Origin of the sequence: Variovorax sp. LjRoot175, assembly GCF_964253805.1 — a bacterium.
Lineage (GTDB): Bacteria > Pseudomonadota > Gammaproteobacteria > Burkholderiales > Burkholderiaceae_C > Variovorax.
The window spans coordinates 5,036,925-5,056,019 of sequence record NZ_CAXURY020000001.1; the positions used below are offsets into that span (position 1 = coordinate 5,036,925).

Here is a 19,095-nt window from a genome sequence, read left to right on the forward strand (position 1 = left end):
CTTCAGGCGATGCCTGACGACCTCTCTTCCGACGCCCTGCCGCCGGTGCCTGTGCAATTCACCGCGAGCCCGCGCGATGCGGCGGCGCTCGAAAAGCTGGCCGCGCAAGTGCGCGCCGATCTCGAGCGCATCAACCTGCCGCCGCCCGCCTGGGTGCTGCCGGCCGAATCGGCCGATGCCGACACGCCGGTGCTCGACGTGCTGGTGGCCGGCGCCGGCATGTGCGGCCAGACCGCCGCCTTCGCATTGCGCAAGGAAGGCGTGACCCACATCCGCGTGATCGACCGCGCCGCGCGCGGCGACGAAGGCCCATGGGGCACCTATGCGCGCATGCTCACGCTGCGCAGCCCCAAGCAGGTCGGCGGCCCCGAGCTCGGCCTGCCATCGCTTTCTTTCCGCGCCTGGTACGAGGCGCAGCACGGCATCGAAGGCTGGGCTGCGCTGCACAAGATCGGCCGCATCGACTGGCGCGACTACCTGCTGTGGGTGCGCGACACCGTCGGCCTGCCGGTGGACAACGGCGTCGCGCTGCGCTCCGTGTCGCACAGCGACGATGGGCGGCTGCTCGCGGTCGAACTCACGGACCCGCAGGGCCGGCGCGAAACCGTGCGCACGCGGCAGCTGGTGCTGGCGCTGGGCCGCGACGGCAGCGGCGCGCCGCGCTGGCCGTCTTTTCCGTCCTTGCGGCACGACGACCCGCACGCGGCCGGCCGGGTGTTCCATTCGGCCGACGCGATCGACTTCGCCGCGCTGGCCGGCAAGCGCATCGGCGTGCTGGGCGCCGGCGCCTCGGCCTTCGACAACGCGGCCTGCGCGCTGGAGGCCGGCGCCGCGGAGGTCGTGCTGTTTGCGCGCCGGCCGCAATTGCCGCAGGTCAACAAGAGCAAGGCCGCATCGAGCCACGGCTTCCTGCGCGGCTTCGAAGGCCTGGACGATGCGCGCAAGTGGCGCGTCTACACCTACATCTTCGACGAGCAGGTGCCGCCGCCCTGGGAAACCGTGCGCCGCTGCGATGCGCACGCGGCCTTCACGCTGCTGCTCGGCACGCCCTGGCTGGACGTGGCGCCCGATGCGGAAGGCGTGGAGGTCAGCACGCCGAACGGCGGCAGCGAACGCTTCGACGCCGTGATCTTCGGCACCGGCTTCGACGTCGACCTGCTCGACCGCCCCGAGATCGCGCGCTACACGCCGCTGGTCGACACCTGGGCCCAGCACGTGCTGCCCGAGGAGGCGCAGCGCTATCCCGAGCCGGCGCGCTTCCCCTACCTGGGTGCGGGCTTCGAACTGCGCGGCCGCACGGGCGTCGCCGGCAGCACCGAGGCCGAGGCGCTCTCGCGCATGCGCCTGTTCAACTGGGGCGCCACCATGAGCCACGGCGCGCTGGCGGGTGACATCCCCGGCCTCGCGATCGGTGCCACGCGCCTGGCCCACGCGATCGCGCGCGACCTGTTCGTCGAGGACGCCGACCGCCACTGGGCGCGCCTGCTGGCACACGATGAGCCGGAACTGATCGCGACCCGCTGGTACGCGCCGGACAAGCGAAGCTGATGGACACCCGCCAGATGCGCTGCATCCTCGCGGTCAGCGAGGCCGGCAGCCTCACGCGCGCGGCCGAGCAATTGGGCCTCGCGCAGCCGGCGCTCACGCAGACGCTGAACCGGCTCGAGCGCGAGATCGGCACGCCGCTCTTCACGCGCACGCGGCGCGGCGCCACGCTGACCGAGGCCGGCCTCGCGATCGTGGAGGACGTTCGCGCCAGCCTGGCCCACGCCGACGCGGCGGCCGATCGCGCCCGGGCCATGGCGGCGGGCCGCGCAGGCCGGCTCACCGTCGGCTTCGTGACCCATGCCATCTACGAGGTGTTGCCGCGCGCGCTGCGCCTGCTGCGCGCCGCCCATCCGCAGCTCGACGTGGTGCTGCGCGAGATGAGCAATGCCGAGCAGGTCGACGCGCTGGCGGGCGGCCGCATCGACATCGCGCTGCTGCATCCGCCCGTGTCCTTCAATGCCAAGGTGAACGAGCTGCGCCTGGGCGAGGATCCGATGGTGGCCGCACTGCCCGCCGCCTACGAGGTGGCCGCCGACGGCTGCGTGTCCCTGGCCGAGATCGCGCAGCATGGGCTGGTCTGGTTTCCCGAGCAGCAGATTCCGGCCCTGCGCAGCCAGCTGCTGGGCGCGATCCGCCGCGCCGGCCACCAAGTGCAGGTGGTGCAGGATGCCAACCGCACGCTGACCGTGCTGGCCTGCGTGGCCGCAGGCCTCGGCTGGTCGCTGCTGCCGCGCTCGGTGCATGCGCTGCGCCATGAAGGCGTGCGCTATGCCGAAGTGCGCGACGGCGCGGACCTGCCCGCCTTCGAGCTGTCGGCGATGTGGCTGGCGCGCTCGCGGCCCACCTTTGCCGATGCGTTCGCGCAGATGCTGGGGCCTCAATCGAGCTGAAGCTTGTTCTCCTTGGCGAGCCGGCTCCACTTCGCGAGCTCGGCGCGGCGGAACGCATCGAGCTCTGACGGATCGGAGCCGATCACCTCGGCGCCCATGGCCTCCAGCCGCTGGCGCACCTCCGGGTCCTTGACGGTGGCGGCGATCTCCTTCGAGAGCCGCGCGATCACCGCAGCCGGCGTGCCCGCCGGCACGAAGACCGCATTCCACTCGTACATCTCGTAGCCCGGCAGGCCCGACTCCACGAGGGTCGGCACCTCGGGCAGCACCGGCGAGCGCGTCTTGCCGCCGATTGCGAGCGGCCGCAGCTTGCCGCTCTGGATGTAGGGCATGCCCGAACCCAGGCTGGCGAAGAACACCGGCACCTGGCCCGCCATGACGTCGGTGAGCGCCGGGCCGCCGCCCTTGTAGGCCACGTGCGTCATGCGCGTCTTGGCCATCGAATCGAAGAGCTCGGCCGCCAGGTGCGGCGAGGAGCCGTTGCCCGAGGAGGCGTAGTTGATCTCCCCCGGCCGCGCCTTGGCTTGGGCGATCAGGTCCTTGATGCTCGCGATCGGCGCACCGGGATGCACCACGAGGATGTTGGGCACCTTGACCAAGAGCGAGACCGGCGCGAAGTCGCGCAGCGTGTCAAAGGGCATCTTGCTGCGCAGCGCCGGGTTCTGCGCATGGTTGGAGGCATCGAGCATCACGGTGTAGCCGTCGGCCGGGCTCTTGGCGACGATGTCGCCGCCGATCGCGCCGCCGGCGCCGCCGCGGTTGTCGATCACCACCGGCTGGCCGAGCCGGGCCGAGAGCTTGGGTCCGATGATGCGCGCCACCGCATCGACCGTGCCGCCCGGCGGATAGGTCACGACCAGGCGCACAGGCTTGGCCGGCCAGGCTTGCGCCTGTGCGCCGAGGGCTGCGAGCAGCAGGGTCGCGCCGCCCGCGGCACGGATGAAGGCGCGCGCGAAGCGTGAGGGATGGAACATCGTTGTCTCCTTCGGGCGCCGATGCCGGCACCCCTTTTTCTGTTGATGACTCAGGCGAAACGGAACAGCGCGGCGGGTGTGTCGACCAGGATGCGCCGGCGCGCCTCGGCATCCGGCACCCAGTCGGCCAGCGCCGCCTGGGTGGATCCGTAATCGGCCAGATCCTGGTGTTGCGTGTGCGGCCAGTCGCTGCCCCACAGCAGGCGGCCGGCACCCAGCGCCTGCAGCAGGGCCTGTGCAGCGGCGCGTGCCGCGCTGCCGCGCTGGTCGGGCCAGTTGCGGTAGGCCGCGGAGAGCTTGACCCACACGCGCCCGGTCGAAGCGCTGCGCAGCAGCCAGGCGAAGCCTTCGTCGTCGCCGGGCGCCGGGCCGGGCCGGCCGAAGTGGTCCACCACCAGCTTGCAGCCGGCATCGAGGATGGACTGCCCGACCAGCGGCAGGTCGTGCGATTCGCGATGCAGCTCCACATGCCAGTCGAGCGCACGCACACGCTCGAACAGGCGCTGCCATTCGGCAAGCGCGAAGTCGGGAATGGGCAGCCCGACGAGGTTGAGCCGGATGCCGCAGACGCCTTGCCGGTCCAGCGCCGCCAATTCGCTCTCGCCGATGCTCGGCTCGACGATCACGACGCCGCGCAGCCGCTCTGGACAGGCGCGCAGCGCATCGAGCAGGAAGCTGTTGTCGGTGCCCAGGAAGCTCGGCTGCACCAGCACCGCATGCGAGACCGCATGCGCGTCGAGCAGCGCGAGGTAGTCGGGCAAGAGCGCGTCGTAGTCGGGCGCGTGGCGATGCACCGGCGCCAGCGGCAGGCCGCACCGGAACACGTGGGCGTGGCTGTCGACCGCGGCGATCGCCTCAGGCGTAGCGCGCATCGAGCTCATCGAATTCCTTCTTGCGCACCAGCGCCTGGCGCTCGGCGAAGGTGGCGACCAGGCCGCTCGCCTCGTCCAGCCGGCCGCGCTCGCGCAGGCCTTGCAGCGCCAGCGTCATGCCGCGCACCGCGCCCTGCAGCGCGGCGTTGGCATAGAGCACCAGGCCGAAGCCCATGGCGCCGAACTCGGCCGCGTCCAGCGTCGGCGTCTTGCCGCCGATCACCACGTTGACCACCTGCGGGCAGGCCAGCTCGCGCGGAATGCGGCGCAGCGCTTCCAGTGACTCGGGCGCCTCCACGAAGGTGATGTCGGCCCCGGCCTCGGCATAGGCCGCGGCGCGCGCGATCGCAGCGTCGATGCCTTCGACCGCGGCCGCGTCGGTGCGCGCGATCACCAGGAAGTCGGCATGCACCCGGGCATCGACCGCCGCCTTCACCTTGCCGAGCATCTCGCCCTGCGCGATCACCGCCTTGCCCTCGAAGTGCCCGCACTTCTTGGGGCTCACCTGATCTTCCAGCTGGATCGCGTTGGCGCCGGCGCGCTCCAGCGTGCGCACCGTGTGCTGCACGTTGAGCGCATTGCCGAAGCCGGTGTCGGCGTCGACGATGATGGGCAGCTTCACCGCATCGTGCAGCGCGGCCGTGTGCTGCGCGAGATCGCCCAGGTGGACGAAGCCCAGGTCGGGGATGCCGTAGAAGGTGTTGGTGAGCCCGGCGCCGCTCAGGTACACGGCCTCGAAACCGAGCTCCTCGATGACGCGCGCGGCCAGCGCGTTGGCCGCGCCCGGCACCAGCAGGCCGCGCTTGGCTTCGACCTTTTGCCGCAACAGCGTGCCGGGATGGATGGCCTTCGTCATCGTCATTCGTCCTTCATGCCCGTGGCCTTGACCACCGCGCCCAGGCGCGCGCGCTCGGCATCCACGAACTGCACGAAGGAGGCGCGCGTGCCGCCGATCGGCTCGATGCCCATCCCCTTGAGCTTGTCGGCGATGGCCGGGGTCTTCATGGCCGCGTCGATGGCGGCGCTCATCTTGTCGAGCACCGCCTCGGGCGTGCCGTGCGGCGCATGCACGCCGGCCCAGTGGGCGATGCGCACGTCCGGGAAGCCTTGCTCCGAGGCCGTGGAGAGCTCCGGATAGGCCGAGATGCGCGTGGTCCAGGTGTTGGCCAGCGCCTTCAGCTTGCCGCTCTTGAGGTAGGGCAGCGCGACGATGCTGGCCTCCGACGTCGCCTCGACCTGCTTGCCGAGCACCGCGGTGATCGACTCCGAGCCGCTCTTGTAGGGCACCACGTCGAGCTTGGCGCCGTACTTCGTCTCCAGCATGCCCTCGACGAAATGCGGCGTGCTGCCGGTGCCCGCGGTCGCCCAGTGGAAGCCGGCGCCCGTCTTGGAGGCCGCGATGAATTCCTTCAGGTCCTTGTAGGGCGCGTCGGCCGGCACCAGGATCACCGAGGGCGCGAGGCCGATCATGCCGACCGGCACCAGGTCGCTGTCCTTGTAGGGCAGGTGCTTCTTGATCATGCTGTTGGAGATCACGCCGGCCGCGCTCACCAGGAAGGTGTAGCCGTCGGGCGCGCTCTTGGCGACGATGTCCGCGCCCAGCGTGGCGCCGGCGCCGGGCTTGTTGTCGACCACGATGGGCTGGCCCAGCGCCTTCGATGCGCCTTCGGCCGCAGCGCGCGCCATCAGGTCGTTGGCGCCGCCGGCCGCGAAGGGCACGACCAGTCGGATCGGCTTGGCGGGCCAGGTCTGGGCGGACACAGTCCCGCAGGCCAGCGCGGCTGCCAGGCCGGCGAGCAGGACGAGTCGGGAACAAAGATGCATGGCGATGTCTCCAGGTACGTGTTGTGAGGGATGCTGCAGCGTGGCTGGCGGCAAGTATCGACACGCACCGTACTGAAGGGAACGCCGTTTTGCGTTGCTTTTACATAAGCGCGGCTTATGGGCGCGCGGCGCTGCGCAGGATCAGGCGATGCGTGCCGGTGGCTGCGGAGCCCTCTTCTTTCGCGCTCCGACAGCGCCGGTCGCGGCGGCCTGCAGGATGCGACGGAAGGTGGGGCATTCCATGTGGCTCGGCGCGGGGCAGGCAGCGGCGTGCAGCAGGCCGTCGCGCATGGCGCTCAGTTTGCGGATCGTCTTGTCCAGCTCCTGCGCCTTGGCCGCGAGCATCTGGCGGTCGATGCGCGGCTGCGCCTCGCGCGTGAACAGGAGCGCGATCTCGTCGAGCGAGAAGCCGGCCGCGCGCCCCAGCGCGATCAGCGCCAGCCGCTCCAGCACGCCGGGATCGAACAGGCGGCGCAGGCCGCGCCTGCCGGTGGAGGCGATCAGCCCCTTTTCGTCATAGAAGCGCAGCGTCGACGCGGGAACGCCGGATCGCTGCGCCACCTCGGCGATGTCCAGGTGCATCATTCTCTTGACCTCAAGTCGACTTGAAGTTGCACAGTCTAGCTTCCGCCTCTCGAGGGCAAGCAAAGGAAAACGACCATGGAAGTCACGCAACAGACCGACAACAACGAGCAGACGGCGCTTTGGAACGGCCGCGCAGGGCGTGCCTGGGTCGAGGCACAGGAGGTGATCGACCAGGTGCTCGAGCCCTTCGAAGACCTGCTCGTCGAAGTGGTCCGCGCCGGATCCGGGCAGCGGGTGCTCGACGTCGGCTGCGGTACCGGCAGCACGACGCTCGCCGTTGCGCGGCTGCTCGGCGCGACGGGCCACTGCATCGGCGTCGACATTTCGGACCTACTGATCGCCGCCGCCCGGGCACGCGCCGAACGGGAAGACACGCCGGCAAGCTTCATCCGTGCCGACGCGCAGACCCACGCCTTCGAGCCCGCGAGCTTCGACCTGATCATGTCGCGCTTCGGCGTCATGTTCTTCGACCACCCGGTACTGGCCTTCTCGAACCTGCGGCGCGCCGCACGGGACGACGCCAGGCTCCGCTTCATCGTCTGGCGGAGTGCCGCGGAGAACCCGTTCATGACGACGGCCGAGCGCGCGGCGGCACCGCTGCTGCCGAACATGCCCGCCCGCCAGCCGGGCGCGCCGGGACAGTTCTCCTTCGCAGACCGGCATCGGGTCGCAGCCATCCTGGAAGAGAGCGGCTGGGCCGAGATCGACATCCGGCCGATCGATGTCGACTGCACCCTGCCCGAGAAGGAGTTGGTCGGCTACTTCACCCGGCTCGGTCCCGTCGGCCTGATCCTTCAGGAGGTGGACGAGCGGACGCGCGCGCAAGTCATCGACACCGTCCGCGCCGCCTTCGATCCCTATGTGCACGCAACCGAGGTTCGCTTCGCCGCCGCCTGCTGGATGGTCAGTGCCCGAGCGCCGTCTGCGTAAGCCGCACAGGAGGAGGCCGCCAGTGTCTGAGGGGCAGTGGAGCGGCTCTTAATCGAAGCCCGTTCCAGAAACACCACGGAACCGGCTTTGCCGGGCCGTCGGTGTTGCCCCCGGTGAGGGGGTTGACGTAGCGACACGAAGTGCGCGAAGCCTGGGGAGTTCAAGTCTCCGAGCGAATGCCCCGCATCAGGATCACGCCGCCCAACTGCGAGGTGTCGGAGCGCATCCGGTAGGCCAGCGCTTGTGGCGTGCCGGCCTGCGCCTGCCAGCCCGCCTTCAGCAGTTGCTGCTGCACTTCGGCGGAGCGAAGCACCTCGCCCAGCGCCGCGTTGAGCCTGGCCACCGCCGGCTTGGGCAGGCTGGCCGGCGCCGCGAGCGCGGTCCAGATCTCGAGGTCGGCGCCGCGCACGTCGGCTTCGCGCAGCGTGGGCAGCTCGCTGAACAGCGGGCTGCGCAGGGGAGAAGTGACGCCGAGGGCCTTGAACTTGCCCGAGGCCACATGAGGCTTCGCGAGGCCCGGCGGCAGCAGCGCCATCTGGATCTGTCCCGCCAGCATGGCGGCGATGACCTGCGGATTGCCGTTGAAGGGCGCGTGCTGCGGCGAGATGCTGGTGCGGGTCTTCAGCAGTTCCATGCCCAGGTGGCCCACGGTGCCGACGCCGGGCGTGCCGTACTTGCCCTTGTCGCCGAGGTTGCGCGCCCACAGCAGCAGCTCGGCGGCGTTCTTGCCCACGGCGTCGCCCGAGACCGCGAGCACCAGTGGCGCGGTGCCGATCAGGCCCACGGGCGCGAAGTCTTTCTCGGGGTCGAAGGGCGTGGCGGGATTCAGCAGCTTGGCGATCGTCAGGTTGCCATTGATCAGTGCGCCGATGGTGTGATCGTCCTGCGCCTTGGCCACCAGGTCGGCCGCGAGGTTGCCGCTGGCGCCGGGCTTGTTCTCCACCGTCACCGGTTGGCCCAGCAGCTTGGAAAGCGGCTCGGCGATGGCACGCGCCGCGAGGTCGGGCGAGGCGCCGGCCGGAAAGCCGACCAGGATGCGCACCGGCTGGGTCGGCCAGGCGCCGGGGGCAGCAGCACCGGCGGGGCGCGCGGCGCGCGGCGCGGTGGAAGACGTTGCCTGTTGGGCCCACGCGGCCGGGGCACAGGCCGAGGCAGCGAGGCTTTGGAGCAAGCGGCGTTTGGAGATCATGAAGCGGCGGATGTTGCAAAAATAAGTAACACGACGTTACGCGACACCGTCTTCCGGCGCAAGACAACCAAATGCTTCGTCGGGCCCGCACGCCCACCGGTGCTCAAGCCTTTTTCGACGCGGCCCAGGTCGCCAGGATCTGCACCGCTTCGCGATCCATCTTCTGCTGCGCGGGCAGCGTCCGCCGCTCGATCGGCGCACCGGCCTCGGCACGCAGGTCTTCGATGTCGATCGGGTGGCGCGCCTCTGTCGGCAGCCCGGCGAAGGCCTGGCCCGACTGCGCAAGCGAGGCCGCGTAGTAGAGCCTGGCGATGCCCGCGATGCGCATGGCGGCCACGCACAGGGCGCAGGGCTCGCACGAGGTGTAGAGTTCGCAGCCGCTCAGGTCCACGCGCTGCAGATTGCGGCAGGCATCGCGGATGGCCTCCACCTCGCCGTGCGAGGTCGGGTCGAAATGGGCCACCGAGTGGTTGAAGCCCTCACCCACCACGCGGCCGTCGTGCACGACGACGGCGCCGAAGGGTTCGGTGCCCGGTGTGTGCAGCGCCTGCGCCGAGAGCGCGATGGCGCGCCGCATGAATTCTTCCTGGTACATCGTCGTCTGCTCCTTCACACGGGAACCGCATCCGACAGCAGCGCCCCATCGCGCGCCACGATGCGGCCGCCCGCCACCACGAGCCGCCGCACCGGCCGCGCCACCACCGCCTCGGCGACGGTCTGCGCATCGACCAGCACCAGGTCGGCCCGGCAGTCCGGCGCCAGGCCATAGGCTTCGAAGCGCAAGCCGCGCGCGCCCGCATGGGTGACGCAGTCGAGCGCGACCTCGATCTCGTCGTCGCGCCGCAGGTTGTAGCGCAGGCCGATCAGCATCGCGCGCTCCAGCATGTCGGGGCTGCCGTAGGGCGTCCAGGTGTCGCGGATGCCGTCGTTGCCGCCGAGCACGGTGACGCCGGCGCGGCGGCAGGCCATGAGCGGCGGCACGCTGCGCGAAGGCGGCGCACTGGTGACCAGCACCACGCCGAGCGCGGCCATGCGCGCCAGCAGCGCCTCGCATTCGCGCTCGGGCAGGTCGCCCAGGCAGAAGCCGTGGCTGATCGCGACCTTGCCTTGCATGCCGAGCGCTGCCGTGCGCGCGAGGATCAGGTCGAGCGAGAAGGCGCCCATGGCACCGGGCTCGTGCAGATGGATGTCGAGCGGGCAGCCGCGGCGCTCGGCGATGGCGAAGAGCGCGTCGAGCGAGCGCACCGGATCGCCGTCGATCGCGCACGGGTCCAGGCCGCCAAGCACGTCGGCGCCGCGGGCGATGGCCTGGTCCAGCAGCTCGGCCGTGCCGGGCCGGCCCAGGAGGCCCGATTGCGGGAAGGCGACGATCTGGATCTGCTGCAGCGCCTGCATCGTGTCGCGCGTCTGCAGCACGCCTTCGAGATGGCGCAGCCCTGCCTGGGTGTCGATGTCCACGTGGGTGCGCAGCCGCGTCGTGCCGCGCGCCAGGAAGGCCCGGGCCAATGCCAGCGACTGCGCGGCCGCGTCGTGGCCGCTGGCCTGGCGAAAGGCGCGCTCGTTGTCGATCCTGTCGATGAGCCGGGTGCCGACCTCGTTGTGGTACCAGTCCATGCCCCACAGCGTCTTGTCCAGGTGCGTGTGGCCTTCGACCAGGCCGGGCAGCAGGAGCGCGCCGCCGCCCTCCTCCACCGCGCAGCCGGCTGCGGCGTGCAAGGCCGGGCCGAGGGCCGCGATGCGGCCGTCCTGCACCAGCACGTCGGCAGGGGCGGCGCCCATGGGGCGCACATGGCGGATCAGAAGCATGCTCACACCCAGCCCGCACGCCGAAAGCGGTAGTACACGTAGGCGCAAAGGCTCGCGATGAGCGCCAGCGCGGCCGCATAGCCGTAGCGCCATTTCAGCTCGGGCATGTGCTCGAAGTTCATGCCCCAGAGGCCGGCGAAGGCGGTGCAAACGGCGAAGATGGCGGCCCAGGCCGCGAGGCGCTTGGTCACTTCGCCGTCCTCGATGGTGACCATCGAGAGGTTGACGTGGATCGCGGTGCCGATGGTGTCGCGGATCGAGTCGATGGTGTTGTTGATGCGGCTCAGGTGGTCGACCACGTCGCGGAAGTACTCCTGCGTGCTAACGCAGATCTGCGGCACGCGGCCGCCGTGCAGCTTGCCGGTGCCTTCAAGCAGCGGCGCGACCGCGTGCTTGAGCAGCGTCAGCCGCTGCTTCAGTTCGTAGAGGCGCTTGATGCTGTCGCGCGCGGCGCCCTTGGTGAAGATGCGCTGCTCGATGGTGTCGAGTTCGTCCTCGAAGGCATCGATGATGGGGAAGTAGCGGTCGACCACGGCATCCATCAGCGCGTAGAGCACGAAGCCCGGGCCGTTCTTGAGCAGCTCGGGCTCGCGCTCGCAGCGCTCGCGCACTTCGGTGAAGCCGTGATCGCTGCGGTTGCGCACCGACACCACGTAGTTGCGCCCGACGAAGACGTCGAGCTCGCCGACCGTGAGCGTGGCGGGCTCGCCGGCACCCGCTTCGAGCAGGTGCATGACGACGAAGAGCGAATCGGCGTACTCCTCCACCTTCGGCCGCTGGTGGCCGTTGTGGGCATCTTCCACGGACAGCGGATGAAGACCGAACTCGGCCTGCACTTCGGCCAGCTCTTCGGGCGTGGCGTCGCGCAGCGCCACCCAGACGAAGCAACGCGGCAGCGACGCGTACTCGCTGATTTCGGAAACGGGAATGTCGGCCAGCTTGGTGCCGTCTTCGTAGACAACGCAGTTGATGAGCATGCGGGGCGCCGGGGCAATAGGGAAGACGAGGCATCTTGCCACGCGCGAGCGGCGTCGCAAGGGTGCGCAAGTCTTTACGCGCAACCACTGATCGTCACGCTGACCAAGACGCTGTAGGTCGCCCGTGCGCCGGCGCTACGGCGCGTCGGCCTTCTTCTTGATCCATTGCAGCAAGGGTCCGATGACCTCCAGCGGCAAGGGAAACACGATGGTCGAATTCTTGTCGGCGGCGATCACGGTCAGGGTTTCCAGATAGCGCAACTGCAGCGCCTGCGGCTGGCGCCCCAGAATCTCGGCCGCTTCGGCCAGCTTGACCGAGGCCTGCAGTTCGCCCTCTGCATGGATCACCTTGGCGCGCCGTTCGCGCTCGGCCTCGGCCTGCCGCGCAATGGCGCGCACCATGTTCTCGTTGAGGTCGACGTGCTTGATCTCGACGTTGGTCACCTTGATGCCCCAGATGTCGGTCTGCGCCTCGAGGATCTTCTGGATATCGAGATTGAGGCGCTCGCGCTCGGACAGCAAGTCGTCGAGCTCGTGCTTGCCGAGCACGGCGCGCAGCGTGGTCTGCGCCAGCTGGCTGGTGGCCTCGAGGTACTTCTCAACCTGGATGATCGCTTTCTCCGCATCGATCACGCGGAAGTAGAGCACCGCGTTCACCTTCACCGACACGTTGTCGCGCGTGATCACGTCCTGGCTCGGGATGTCGAGCACCATCACGCGCAGGCCCACGCGCACCATCTGCTGGATGCCGGGGATCAGGATCACCAGGCCCGGCCCCTTGACCTTCCAGAAGCGGCCGAGCTGGAACACCACGCCTCGCTCGTACTCGCGCAGGATGCGCAGCGACGCCGCGGCGAGCATCACCGCCAGCACCAGGAGCAGCGCGATGAGCGCGACGCTGAAATTGAAGAACATGGTCATTGGCCGTCCGGGGCCACCTGCAGCACGACGCCTTGCACGCCGCTGACCCGGACTCGTCCGCCGGTATGCAGGTCACCCGCGCCGGTCACGCGCCAGTAGTCGCCCTGGATCTGCGCCCAGCCCTCGCCGTCCGAGAACTCGACCAGTTCGCCGGTGGTGCCCACGAGGGCCGAGATGCCGCTCTTCACCGGCCGCCGGCGCGCCTTCGCGGCCATGCCGGCGACCGCGAGGATGAACAGGGCCGAGACCGCGCTGATCACCGCCACCACCCACAGCGGCACGCCGAAGCCCGGCGCGTCGCTGTCGATCAGGAGCACGGCGCCGATCGCGAAGGCCGCGATGCCGCCCAGCCCCAGCACGCCGAAGCTCGGCAGAAAGGCCTCGGCGATGAGGAAGGCCACACCCAGCAGGATCAGCGCCAGTCCCGCGTAGTTGACCGGCAGCATCTGCAGGCCGAACAGCGCCAGCGTCAGGCAGATGGCGCCCACCACGCCGGGCAGCACGAAGCCGGGGTTGGAGAACTCGAACAGGAGGCCGTAGATGCCGATCATCAGCAGGATCAGCGCCAGGCTGGGCTCGGTGATCACCGACAGCAGCCGGCTGCGCCAATCGGCGTCGAAGGCGAGCAGCTGCGCGCGCTGGGTGGCCAGCCGCACGGTGCCATGCGCCAGGCTCACTTCGCGCCCATGCACCTGCATCAGCAGGTCGGCCACGTCGCGCGCGACCAGGGTGATGACCTTTTTCTCCAGCGCCTCCTGCGCCGACAGGCTCACCGACTCGCGCACCGCCTGCTCGGCCCAGTCGGCATTGCGCCCGCGCAGCTGCGCCAGGCTGCGGATGTAGGCCGAGGCATCGGCCAGCCGCTTGGCGCTCATCGCATCGGGAGCGGGCTCGGCACCCTTCTCGGAAGAGGACGGCGGCTTCGGCTCCGGCCGGCCCGGCGTCGGCATGCCGATGGCCACCGGCGTCGCCGCGCCGAGGTTGGAGGCCGGTGCCATGGCTGCGATGTGGCTCGCGTAGAGGATGTAGGTGCCGGCACTCGCGGCGCGGGCGCCGCTGGGCGCCACGAAGGTCGCCACCGGCACGGGCGAAGCGAGGATGTCCTTGATGATGTTGCGCATCGAGGCGTCGAGCCCGCCCGGCGTGTCGAGCTGCAGCACGGCGAGCTGCGCCTGTTCCTTGGCAGCCAGCGCGAGGCCGCGGCGCACATAGTCTGCGGAAGCGGGCCCGATGGCGCCCTCGACCTGCATCAGGACCACGATGCGGGGCGCCTCGGGAGCCGCGGCAGACACAGCTTCGGCGCTGGCCACAGCCGCAGCTTGGGCCAGGAGGACCAGTCCCATCAACCATGTTCTGGCGGACCTCATAGCTGCATTCTAGGAGTCGCAGGCGCCGCTGTCACACACTGCAACAGGCCCTTCTATGAGGACTGAATTGTCAAGGGCTTTTCGCTGCAGACATCGATCAGTGGCGTTGATTGCGATAAGTGCCTGTGTGCGGTGGCCGCTGGAAGGAGGTGCATCGAGATCCGAGGTCGGGGGAGTGACAAGCGTTCGAGCCAAGGCTCGGACAACCTTCTATCCGTGCCGAATGTGCGCATCCGGCACCACATGCAGCATGCGCGCAATGCGCTTGGGCTTACCCCTGTTACCGGCGCGCCCCATCTAGTAGGACGGTCCCTATGCGGTGACCCGGGCCTGTTTCGGGCGCGTCGACCTGTGATCATGAAGATGCCTTCGTCATACCAAGCCAGGGCCGGACGGTTTCTACGCGACCGGCTTGAGAGTGGCGCCGGCCGGGATCTCGCCATGCTCGAGGTAGCGCCACAACGCCACCGCCAGTCGGCGCGCCAGCGCCACGATGCCGATGCGGCGCATACGCTTGGCGCCTGCACCGAAGCGACGCGCGAACCACTGGCTCAAGACGCTGTCGGGCTGATAGCGCAACCAGCTCCACGCCAGTTCCACCAGCAAGGTGCGCGCTCGTTTGTTGCCGGCCTTGTTGATGCCTTGCTCGATCTGGCTGTCGCCGCTGGCATAGGGCGTGGGTGCGAGCCCCAGACAGCCTGCCAGTTCGCGCCGGTTCGCAAAGCGTCGCCAGCCGAACAACTCCTTGACCAGCAACCAGGCGCTGGCGACCCCGATCGAGCGCAGCTTGGCCAGTTGCGCTACCTGCGGCTGCGCACGGTCGTCCACTTCCTTGCGCTGCGTCGCCTGGAGCGTGCGCATCTGCTGCTTGACCAGCATCAGCCGCACACACTCGCGCTCGATCTCGCCGCGCAGCGCCGGCGGTACCTGCGCGCCGTGGCTGTCCCACCACGCCTGCCAGTTCCGTCCACCGATGGAATGCACTCGCAGGTTGTGCAGCACCAGCAACGAGCCGATGCGGTTGGTGTGGGCGGTGTGTTCGTGCGACAGTCGCTGCAGCTCGCGGTGCAGCCGGCGCTCGTCTTCCTGCTGGGGCGTGGGTTCGCGCAGCACCGACCATACGCGCGTCTCGCCTGCGCGGTAGCGCTGCAGCATCGCCAACAGCTTGTCACCATCGAGTCGATCGGTCTTGGCGCGCTTGGCGTGCCGGTTGACCTCGATGCTGGCCGAGTCGACCACGATGTTGTCGATGCCTTGCTCGAGCAGCCAGCGGTGCAGCCACCAGCCATCGCGGCCTGCTTCGTAGCACGCGTGAACCGCCGCCTCGGCTGGTATCCCAAAGCGCACTCGGGCCTTGCCAATACGTTCCAGCACGGCCGCGCAATCGCCAGCGGCCACAGCGCTGCGACTGGGGTTGCGGATGCCGTCGCCGAAGGTCAGGTTCCAACGCTTGTCACTCAGCTCCAAACTCATATACAGATCGTGCGCATTCGTCCTATCCTTGCCTTGAAGGACTGTCTTGGGTGCAGACATGGCCGTGCTCCTTTGGTTCGCTGCCTGGGGGTTCCCGTTCTAGCTCAACGGGACTGGCCTGAGGCAGTCCTTCATAGCATCTAGTCGACAAAGAGCAAGGCGGGGCATTCGAGCAAGGCCCGCACGGCCTGCACGAACTCGGCCGCAAGCTGGCCGTCGACCACGCGGTGGTCGAAGGAGGAAGACAGGTTCATCATCCGGCGCGCGACCACCGCGCCGTCCTGCATCACCGGGCGCAGCGCGATGCGGTTGACGCCGACGATCGCCACCTCGGGCGCGTTGATGATCGGCGTGGAGGCGATGCCACCCAGGGCGCCGAGGCTGGTGATGCTGATGGTCGAGCCGCTCAGTTCGTCGCGCGTGGCCCGGCCCGCGCGCGCGGCCTCGGCCAGGCGCGCGATCTCGGCCGCGCTGGACCACAGGTCGCGCGCTTCCGCGTGGCGCAGCACCGGCACCATGAGGCCGGCCGCGGTCTGGGTCGCGATGCCGACGTGCACTGCGCCGTGACGCGTGAGCACGCCCGCCTCGTCGTCGAAGCGGGCATTGATCTGCGGGAAGCGCGGCACCGCCAGCACGACGGCACGCACGAGCAGCGGCAGCAGCGTCAGGTGGGCCCGCTCGCGGCCCCAGTGTTCGTTGAGCCGCGCGCGCAGCAACTCCAGTTCGGTCACGTCGATCTCCTCGACGTAGGTGAAGTGCGGGATGCGGCGCATCGCATCCTGCATGCGCTGGGCGATGCGGCGGCGCACGCCGGTCACGGGCACGGCTTCCTCGTCGTCCTGCTGCGCGTAGCGCGCCGCACTCGCCGCCTGCGGACCGGGCCGCCGGACCAGCCAGGCGTCGAGGTCCTCGTGCAGGATGCGGCCGTCCACGCCGCTGCCCGGCACCTGCTGCAGATCGATGCCGAGCGCCGCGGCCCGATGGCGCACCGCGGGCGAGGCAGTCGGCTTGCCGGTGGATGGCAGGCTCGTGCGTTCGGCTGGCGCGGTCTCAGGTGCTGGTGCTGGTGCTGGTGCTGGTGCTGGTGCTGGTGCAGGCGTGGCCGCGGGCGTGGGCGTGGGCGGCGCCGCGCCGATGTTGTCGCCACCCTCCACATCGATGCGGATCAGCTCCGCACCCACCGCCATCTGCTGCCCCACTTCGCCGCCGAGCGCAAGCACCTTGCCCGCGACCGGCGACGGGATCTCGACGGTCGCCTTGTCGGTCATCACGTCGGCCAGCACCTGGTCTTCGGCCACCGTGTCGCCGGGCTGGACCCGCCATGCCACCAGTTCCACTTCGGCGATGCCTTCGCCGATGTCCGGCACCTTGATCGCATGCGTGCCCATTCAGTTCTCCATGACGCGCCGGAAGGCCGCGCCCACGCGTGCCGGGCCCGGGAAGTAGGCCCACTCCTGCGCATGCGGATAGGGCGTGTCCCAGCCGGTCACGCGCTCGATCGGCGCCTCGAGGTGATGAAAGCAGTGCTCCTGCACCAGCGCCGTCAGCTCGGCGCCGAAGCCGCTGGTGCGCGTGGCCTCGTGCACGATCACGCAACGGCCGGTCTTCTTGACCGAGGCGACGAGGGTCTCCAGGTCCAGCGGCCACAGGCTGCGCAGGTCGATGATCTCGGCATCGATGCCGGCTTCGCGCGCGGCCGCCTCCGAGACGAAGACCATGGTGCCGTAGCTGATCACCGTCAGGTCGGCGCCGGGGCGAAACACGGTGGCCGATTCGAGCGGCACCGTGTAGTAGCCCTCGGGCACCTCGCCCAGCGGATGGGCCGACCAGGACACCAGCGGCCGGTCGTGGTGGCCGTCGAAGGGGCCGTTGTAGAGGCGCTTGGGCTCCAGGAAGATCACCGGGTCGTCGTTCTCGATCGAGGCGATCAGCAGGCCCTTGGCATCGCGCGGATTCGAGGGCATCACCGTGCGCACGCCGCAGACGTGCGTGAACAGCGCCTCCGGGCTCTGGCTGTGCGTCTGGCCGCCGTAGATGCCGCCGCCGCAGGGCATGCGGATGGTGATCGGCGCGCTGAAGTCGCCGGCCGAGCGGTAGCGCAGCCGCGCCGCTTCGGAAACGATCTGGTCGTAGGCCGGATAGAAGTAGTCGGCGAACTGCACCTCGACCACCGGGCGCAAGCCGTAGGCGCCCATGCCGATGGCCGAGCCGACGATGCCGCCTTCGGAGATCGGCGCATCGAACACGCGCGAGCGGCCGTACTTGGCCTGCAGGCCCTCGGTGCAGCGGAAAACGCCGCCGAAGTAGCCCACGTCCTGGCCATAGATGACGACGTTGTCGTCGCGCTCGAGCATCACGTCCATGGCCGAACGCAAGGCCTGGATCATGGTCATGGCGCTCATGACGCTGCTCCGGACTGCATCTGCTCGCGCTGCCGCTTCAGGTGCTCCGGCATGTCCTTGTAGACATCCTCGAACATCGCCGCGGCGCTGAACAGGTGCCCATCGGCCAGCGAGCCGTAGCGCTCGGCTTCCTTCAGCGCGGCGTTGACCTCGGCCTCCAGTTTCGCCTGCGTCTCCTCGTGCTCCTGCTGCGACCAGGCGCCGATGCCCGTCAGGTGCTGCGCCAGCCGCGCGATCGGATCGCCGAGCGGGAAGTGCGCCCAGTCGTCGGCCGGCCGGTAGCGCGAGGGATCGTCCGAGGTCGAATGCGCCCCGGCGCGGTAGGTGACCCACTCGATCAGCGTCGGCCCGAGGTTGCTGCGGGCGCGCTGCGCGGCCCAGCGCGAGGCGGCCAGCACGGCGAGGAAGTCGTTGCCGTCGACGCGCAGCGAGGCGATGCCGCAACCCACGCCGCGCGCCGCGAAGGTGGTGGCCTCGCCGCCGGCGATGGCCTGGAAGGTCGAGATCGCCCACTGGTTGTTGACCACGTTGAGGATCACCGGCGCTCGGTAGACGTGGGCGAAGGTCAGCGCCGTGTGGAAGTCGGACTCGGCGGTGGCGCCGTCGCCGATCCATCCCGAGGCGATCTGGGTGTCGCCCTTGATCGCCGAGGCCATGCCCCAGCCCACCGCCTGGATGAACTGCGTGGCCAGGTTGCCCGAGATCGAGAAGAAGCCGACGCGCTTCATCGAATAGCACACCGGCAACTGCCGCCCCTTGAGCGGGTCGCGCTCGTTGGACATCAGTTCGCAGATCATGTCCACTATCGACACGTCCTCGCGCGCCAGCAGCAGGCCCTGCTGGCGGTAGGTGGGAAAGCACATGTCGCCCTGCTGCAGCGCCAGCGCATGGCCAATGGCGATGGCCTCTTCGCCGAGGCACTGCATGTAGAAGGAGATCTTCTTCTGGCGCTGCGCGATCAGCATGCGGGCGTCGAAGATGCGCGTCTTCAGCATCGAGACGAGGCCGCGGCGCAGCAAGGCTGCATCCGCCTCCGGCACCCACGGGCCGACGGCACGGCCCTCGTCGTCGAGCACGCGCACCAGCGTGTAGGCGAGGTCGCTGGTGTCGGCCGGCGATGCGTCCAGCGGCGGCCGCCGCACCTGGCCGGCGCGCGAAATATGCAGGTAGGAAAAATCGGTCTCATGGCCCGGCCGCCCGGTGGGCTCCGGCACATGCAGACGAAGAGGTGCGCCCTGGCTCATCGCGTTGTCTCCGCGCTCGATGGGATCGCTCGCCAGCAAAGCCTAGCGAATTTCAGGCTCCGGCGCAGCCGGTCAATCGCGCGTATCTCGCTT

Annotated in this window: 18 protein-coding genes; 3 read left to right on the plus strand and 15 right to left on the minus strand. The window is 69.5% G+C overall.

The window, feature by feature from the left end:
• Positions 1 to 9 precede the first annotated feature (9 nt).
• Both ACSQ89_RS24985 and ACSQ89_RS24990 read left to right on the plus strand, forming a co-directional pair.
• On the plus strand, positions 10 to 1,548 hold the full coding sequence (locus ACSQ89_RS24985; RefSeq protein ID WP_436293638.1) for a SidA/IucD/PvdA family monooxygenase: 1,539 nt from the start codon (positions 10 to 12) through the stop codon (positions 1,546 to 1,548).
• Positions 1,548 to 2,438: a LysR family transcriptional regulator gene (locus ACSQ89_RS24990; protein ID WP_436293639.1), complete on the plus strand. Its 891-nt coding sequence runs from the start codon at positions 1,548 to 1,550 to the stop codon at positions 2,436 to 2,438. The genes ACSQ89_RS24985 and ACSQ89_RS24990 overlap by 1 nt, the downstream gene beginning before the upstream one ends.
• On the opposite strand, the gene ACSQ89_RS24995 is transcribed toward ACSQ89_RS24990, so the two are convergent.
• From ACSQ89_RS24995 to ACSQ89_RS25015, 5 genes are all read right to left on the minus strand, one after another.
• Positions 2,426 to 3,412 (minus strand): tripartite tricarboxylate transporter substrate binding protein, encoded by a 987-nt coding sequence (locus ACSQ89_RS24995; protein ID WP_436293640.1) that lies wholly within the window; start codon positions 3,410 to 3,412, stop codon positions 2,426 to 2,428. The two genes, ACSQ89_RS24990 and ACSQ89_RS24995, sit on opposite strands and share 13 nt — an antisense overlap.
• Before the next feature lie 50 nt (positions 3,413 to 3,462).
• Positions 3,463 to 4,293, minus strand: coding sequence for an amidohydrolase family protein (locus ACSQ89_RS25000; RefSeq protein WP_436293641.1), 831 nt, complete (start codon positions 4,291 to 4,293; stop codon positions 3,463 to 3,465).
• On the minus strand, positions 4,268 to 5,140 hold the full coding sequence (locus ACSQ89_RS25005) for an isocitrate lyase/PEP mutase family protein (protein ID WP_436293642.1): 873 nt from the start codon (positions 5,138 to 5,140) through the stop codon (positions 4,268 to 4,270). The genes ACSQ89_RS25000 and ACSQ89_RS25005 overlap by 26 nt, the downstream gene beginning before the upstream one ends.
• Before the next feature lie 2 nt (positions 5,141 to 5,142).
• On the minus strand, positions 5,143 to 6,108 hold the full coding sequence (locus tag ACSQ89_RS25010; RefSeq protein WP_436293643.1) for a tripartite tricarboxylate transporter substrate binding protein: 966 nt from the start codon (positions 6,106 to 6,108) through the stop codon (positions 5,143 to 5,145).
• A gap of 141 nt (positions 6,109 to 6,249) precedes the next feature.
• Positions 6,250 to 6,693, minus strand: coding sequence for a helix-turn-helix domain-containing protein (locus ACSQ89_RS25015; RefSeq protein WP_093103981.1), 444 nt, complete (start codon positions 6,691 to 6,693; stop codon positions 6,250 to 6,252).
• 75 nt (positions 6,694 to 6,768) lie between these two features.
• On the opposite strand from ACSQ89_RS25015, the gene ACSQ89_RS25020 reads away from it, so the two are divergent.
• A complete protein-coding gene (locus ACSQ89_RS25020) occupies positions 6,769 to 7,623 on the plus strand; it encodes a class I SAM-dependent methyltransferase (RefSeq protein ID WP_436293645.1) in 855 nt (284 codons plus the stop codon).
• A gap of 160 nt (positions 7,624 to 7,783) precedes the next feature.
• Here ACSQ89_RS25020 and ACSQ89_RS25025 read toward each other — a convergent pair whose 3' ends face one another.
• The 10 genes from ACSQ89_RS25025 to ACSQ89_RS25070 all read right to left on the minus strand — a co-directional run bounded on the left by ACSQ89_RS25025 (position 7,784) and on the right by ACSQ89_RS25070 (position 19,002).
• Positions 7,784 to 8,812, minus strand: a complete 1,029-nt coding sequence (locus tag ACSQ89_RS25025; RefSeq protein ID WP_436293646.1) for a Bug family tripartite tricarboxylate transporter substrate binding protein — start codon at positions 8,810 to 8,812, stop codon at positions 7,784 to 7,786.
• Positions 8,813 to 8,915: 103 nt separating this feature from the next.
• On the minus strand, positions 8,916 to 9,407 hold the full coding sequence (locus tag ACSQ89_RS25030) for a nucleoside deaminase (RefSeq protein WP_436293647.1): 492 nt from the start codon (positions 9,405 to 9,407) through the stop codon (positions 8,916 to 8,918).
• Between the two features lie 14 nt (positions 9,408 to 9,421).
• Entirely contained in the window at positions 9,422 to 10,624 is a 1,203-nt protein-coding gene (locus tag ACSQ89_RS25035) for an amidohydrolase family protein (protein ID WP_436296552.1), read from the minus strand.
• Positions 10,621 to 11,595, minus strand: a complete 975-nt coding sequence (gene corA, locus ACSQ89_RS25040; RefSeq protein ID WP_093103973.1) for a magnesium/cobalt transporter CorA — start codon at positions 11,593 to 11,595, stop codon at positions 10,621 to 10,623. The genes ACSQ89_RS25035 and corA overlap by 4 nt, the downstream gene beginning before the upstream one ends.
• Positions 11,596 to 11,730: 135 nt before the next feature.
• Positions 11,731 to 12,510, minus strand: coding sequence for a slipin family protein (locus ACSQ89_RS25045; RefSeq protein WP_093104171.1), 780 nt, complete (start codon positions 12,508 to 12,510; stop codon positions 11,731 to 11,733).
• A gap of 2 nt (positions 12,511 to 12,512) precedes the next feature.
• Positions 12,513 to 13,859, minus strand: coding sequence for an NfeD family protein (locus ACSQ89_RS25050; RefSeq protein WP_436293649.1), 1,347 nt, complete (start codon positions 13,857 to 13,859; stop codon positions 12,513 to 12,515).
• Between the two features lie 423 nt (positions 13,860 to 14,282).
• Positions 14,283 to 15,416: an IS110 family transposase gene (locus ACSQ89_RS25055; RefSeq protein WP_436296016.1), complete on the minus strand. Its 1,134-nt coding sequence runs from the start codon at positions 15,414 to 15,416 to the stop codon at positions 14,283 to 14,285.
• Positions 15,417 to 15,496: 80 nt separating this feature from the next.
• Complete coding sequence (locus ACSQ89_RS25060; RefSeq protein ID WP_436293650.1) at positions 15,497 to 16,744, minus strand: dihydrolipoamide acetyltransferase family protein; 1,248 nt, start codon at positions 16,742 to 16,744, stop codon at positions 15,497 to 15,499.
• Positions 16,745 to 17,758, minus strand: coding sequence for an alpha-ketoacid dehydrogenase subunit beta (locus tag ACSQ89_RS25065; protein WP_093103968.1), 1,014 nt, complete (start codon positions 17,756 to 17,758; stop codon positions 16,745 to 16,747).
• Positions 17,755 to 19,002 carry a 3-methyl-2-oxobutanoate dehydrogenase (2-methylpropanoyl-transferring) subunit alpha gene (locus ACSQ89_RS25070; RefSeq protein WP_436293651.1) on the minus strand — a complete coding sequence of 416 codons (1,248 nt, stop codon included), beginning with the start codon at positions 19,000 to 19,002 and terminating at the stop codon, positions 17,755 to 17,757. Before ACSQ89_RS25070 ends, ACSQ89_RS25065 begins: the two co-directional genes overlap by 4 nt.
• Positions 19,003 to 19,095 lie beyond the last annotated feature (93 nt).

What these genes read in the sequence shown, in the direction of transcription:
- ACSQ89_RS25050 (WP_436293649.1), bottom strand. Translation starts at nt 13,859, where the DNA reads ATGGGACTGGTCCTCCTGGCCCAAGCTGCGGCTGTGGCCAGCGCCGAA.
- ACSQ89_RS25060 (WP_436293650.1), bottom strand. Translation starts at nt 16,744, where the DNA reads ATGGGCACGCATGCGATCAAGGTGCCGGACATCGGCGAAGGCATCGCC.
- ACSQ89_RS25045 (WP_093104171.1), bottom strand. Translation starts at nt 12,510, where the DNA reads ATGTTCTTCAATTTCAGCGTCGCGCTCATCGCGCTGCTCCTGGTGCTG.
- ACSQ89_RS25015 (WP_093103981.1), bottom strand. Translation starts at nt 6,693, where the DNA reads ATGATGCACCTGGACATCGCCGAGGTGGCGCAGCGATCCGGCGTTCCC.
- ACSQ89_RS25010 (WP_436293643.1), bottom strand. Translation starts at nt 6,108, where the DNA reads ATGCATCTTTGTTCCCGACTCGTCCTGCTCGCCGGCCTGGCAGCCGCG.
- ACSQ89_RS25020 (WP_436293645.1), top strand. Translation starts at nt 6,769, where the DNA reads ATGGAAGTCACGCAACAGACCGACAACAACGAGCAGACGGCGCTTTGG.
- ACSQ89_RS24990 (WP_436293639.1), top strand. Translation starts at nt 1,548, where the DNA reads ATGGACACCCGCCAGATGCGCTGCATCCTCGCGGTCAGCGAGGCCGGC.
- ACSQ89_RS24985 (WP_436293638.1), top strand. Translation starts at nt 10, where the DNA reads ATGCCTGACGACCTCTCTTCCGACGCCCTGCCGCCGGTGCCTGTGCAA.
- ACSQ89_RS25070 (WP_436293651.1), bottom strand. Translation starts at nt 19,002, where the DNA reads ATGAGCCAGGGCGCACCTCTTCGTCTGCATGTGCCGGAGCCCACCGGG.
- ACSQ89_RS25065 (WP_093103968.1), bottom strand. Translation starts at nt 17,758, where the DNA reads ATGAGCGCCATGACCATGATCCAGGCCTTGCGTTCGGCCATGGACGTG.
- corA (WP_093103973.1), bottom strand. Translation starts at nt 11,595, where the DNA reads ATGCTCATCAACTGCGTTGTCTACGAAGACGGCACCAAGCTGGCCGAC.
- ACSQ89_RS25005 (WP_436293642.1), bottom strand. Translation starts at nt 5,140, where the DNA reads ATGACGAAGGCCATCCATCCCGGCACGCTGTTGCGGCAAAAGGTCGAA.
- ACSQ89_RS25055 (WP_436296016.1), bottom strand. Translation starts at nt 15,416, where the DNA reads ATGTCTGCACCCAAGACAGTCCTTCAAGGCAAGGATAGGACGAATGCG.
- ACSQ89_RS25000 (WP_436293641.1), bottom strand. Translation starts at nt 4,293, where the DNA reads ATGAGCTCGATGCGCGCTACGCCTGAGGCGATCGCCGCGGTCGACAGC.
- ACSQ89_RS25030 (WP_436293647.1), bottom strand. Translation starts at nt 9,407, where the DNA reads ATGTACCAGGAAGAATTCATGCGGCGCGCCATCGCGCTCTCGGCGCAG.
- ACSQ89_RS24995 (WP_436293640.1), bottom strand. Translation starts at nt 3,412, where the DNA reads ATGTTCCATCCCTCACGCTTCGCGCGCGCCTTCATCCGTGCCGCGGGC.
- ACSQ89_RS25025 (WP_436293646.1), bottom strand. Translation starts at nt 8,812, where the DNA reads ATGATCTCCAAACGCCGCTTGCTCCAAAGCCTCGCTGCCTCGGCCTGT.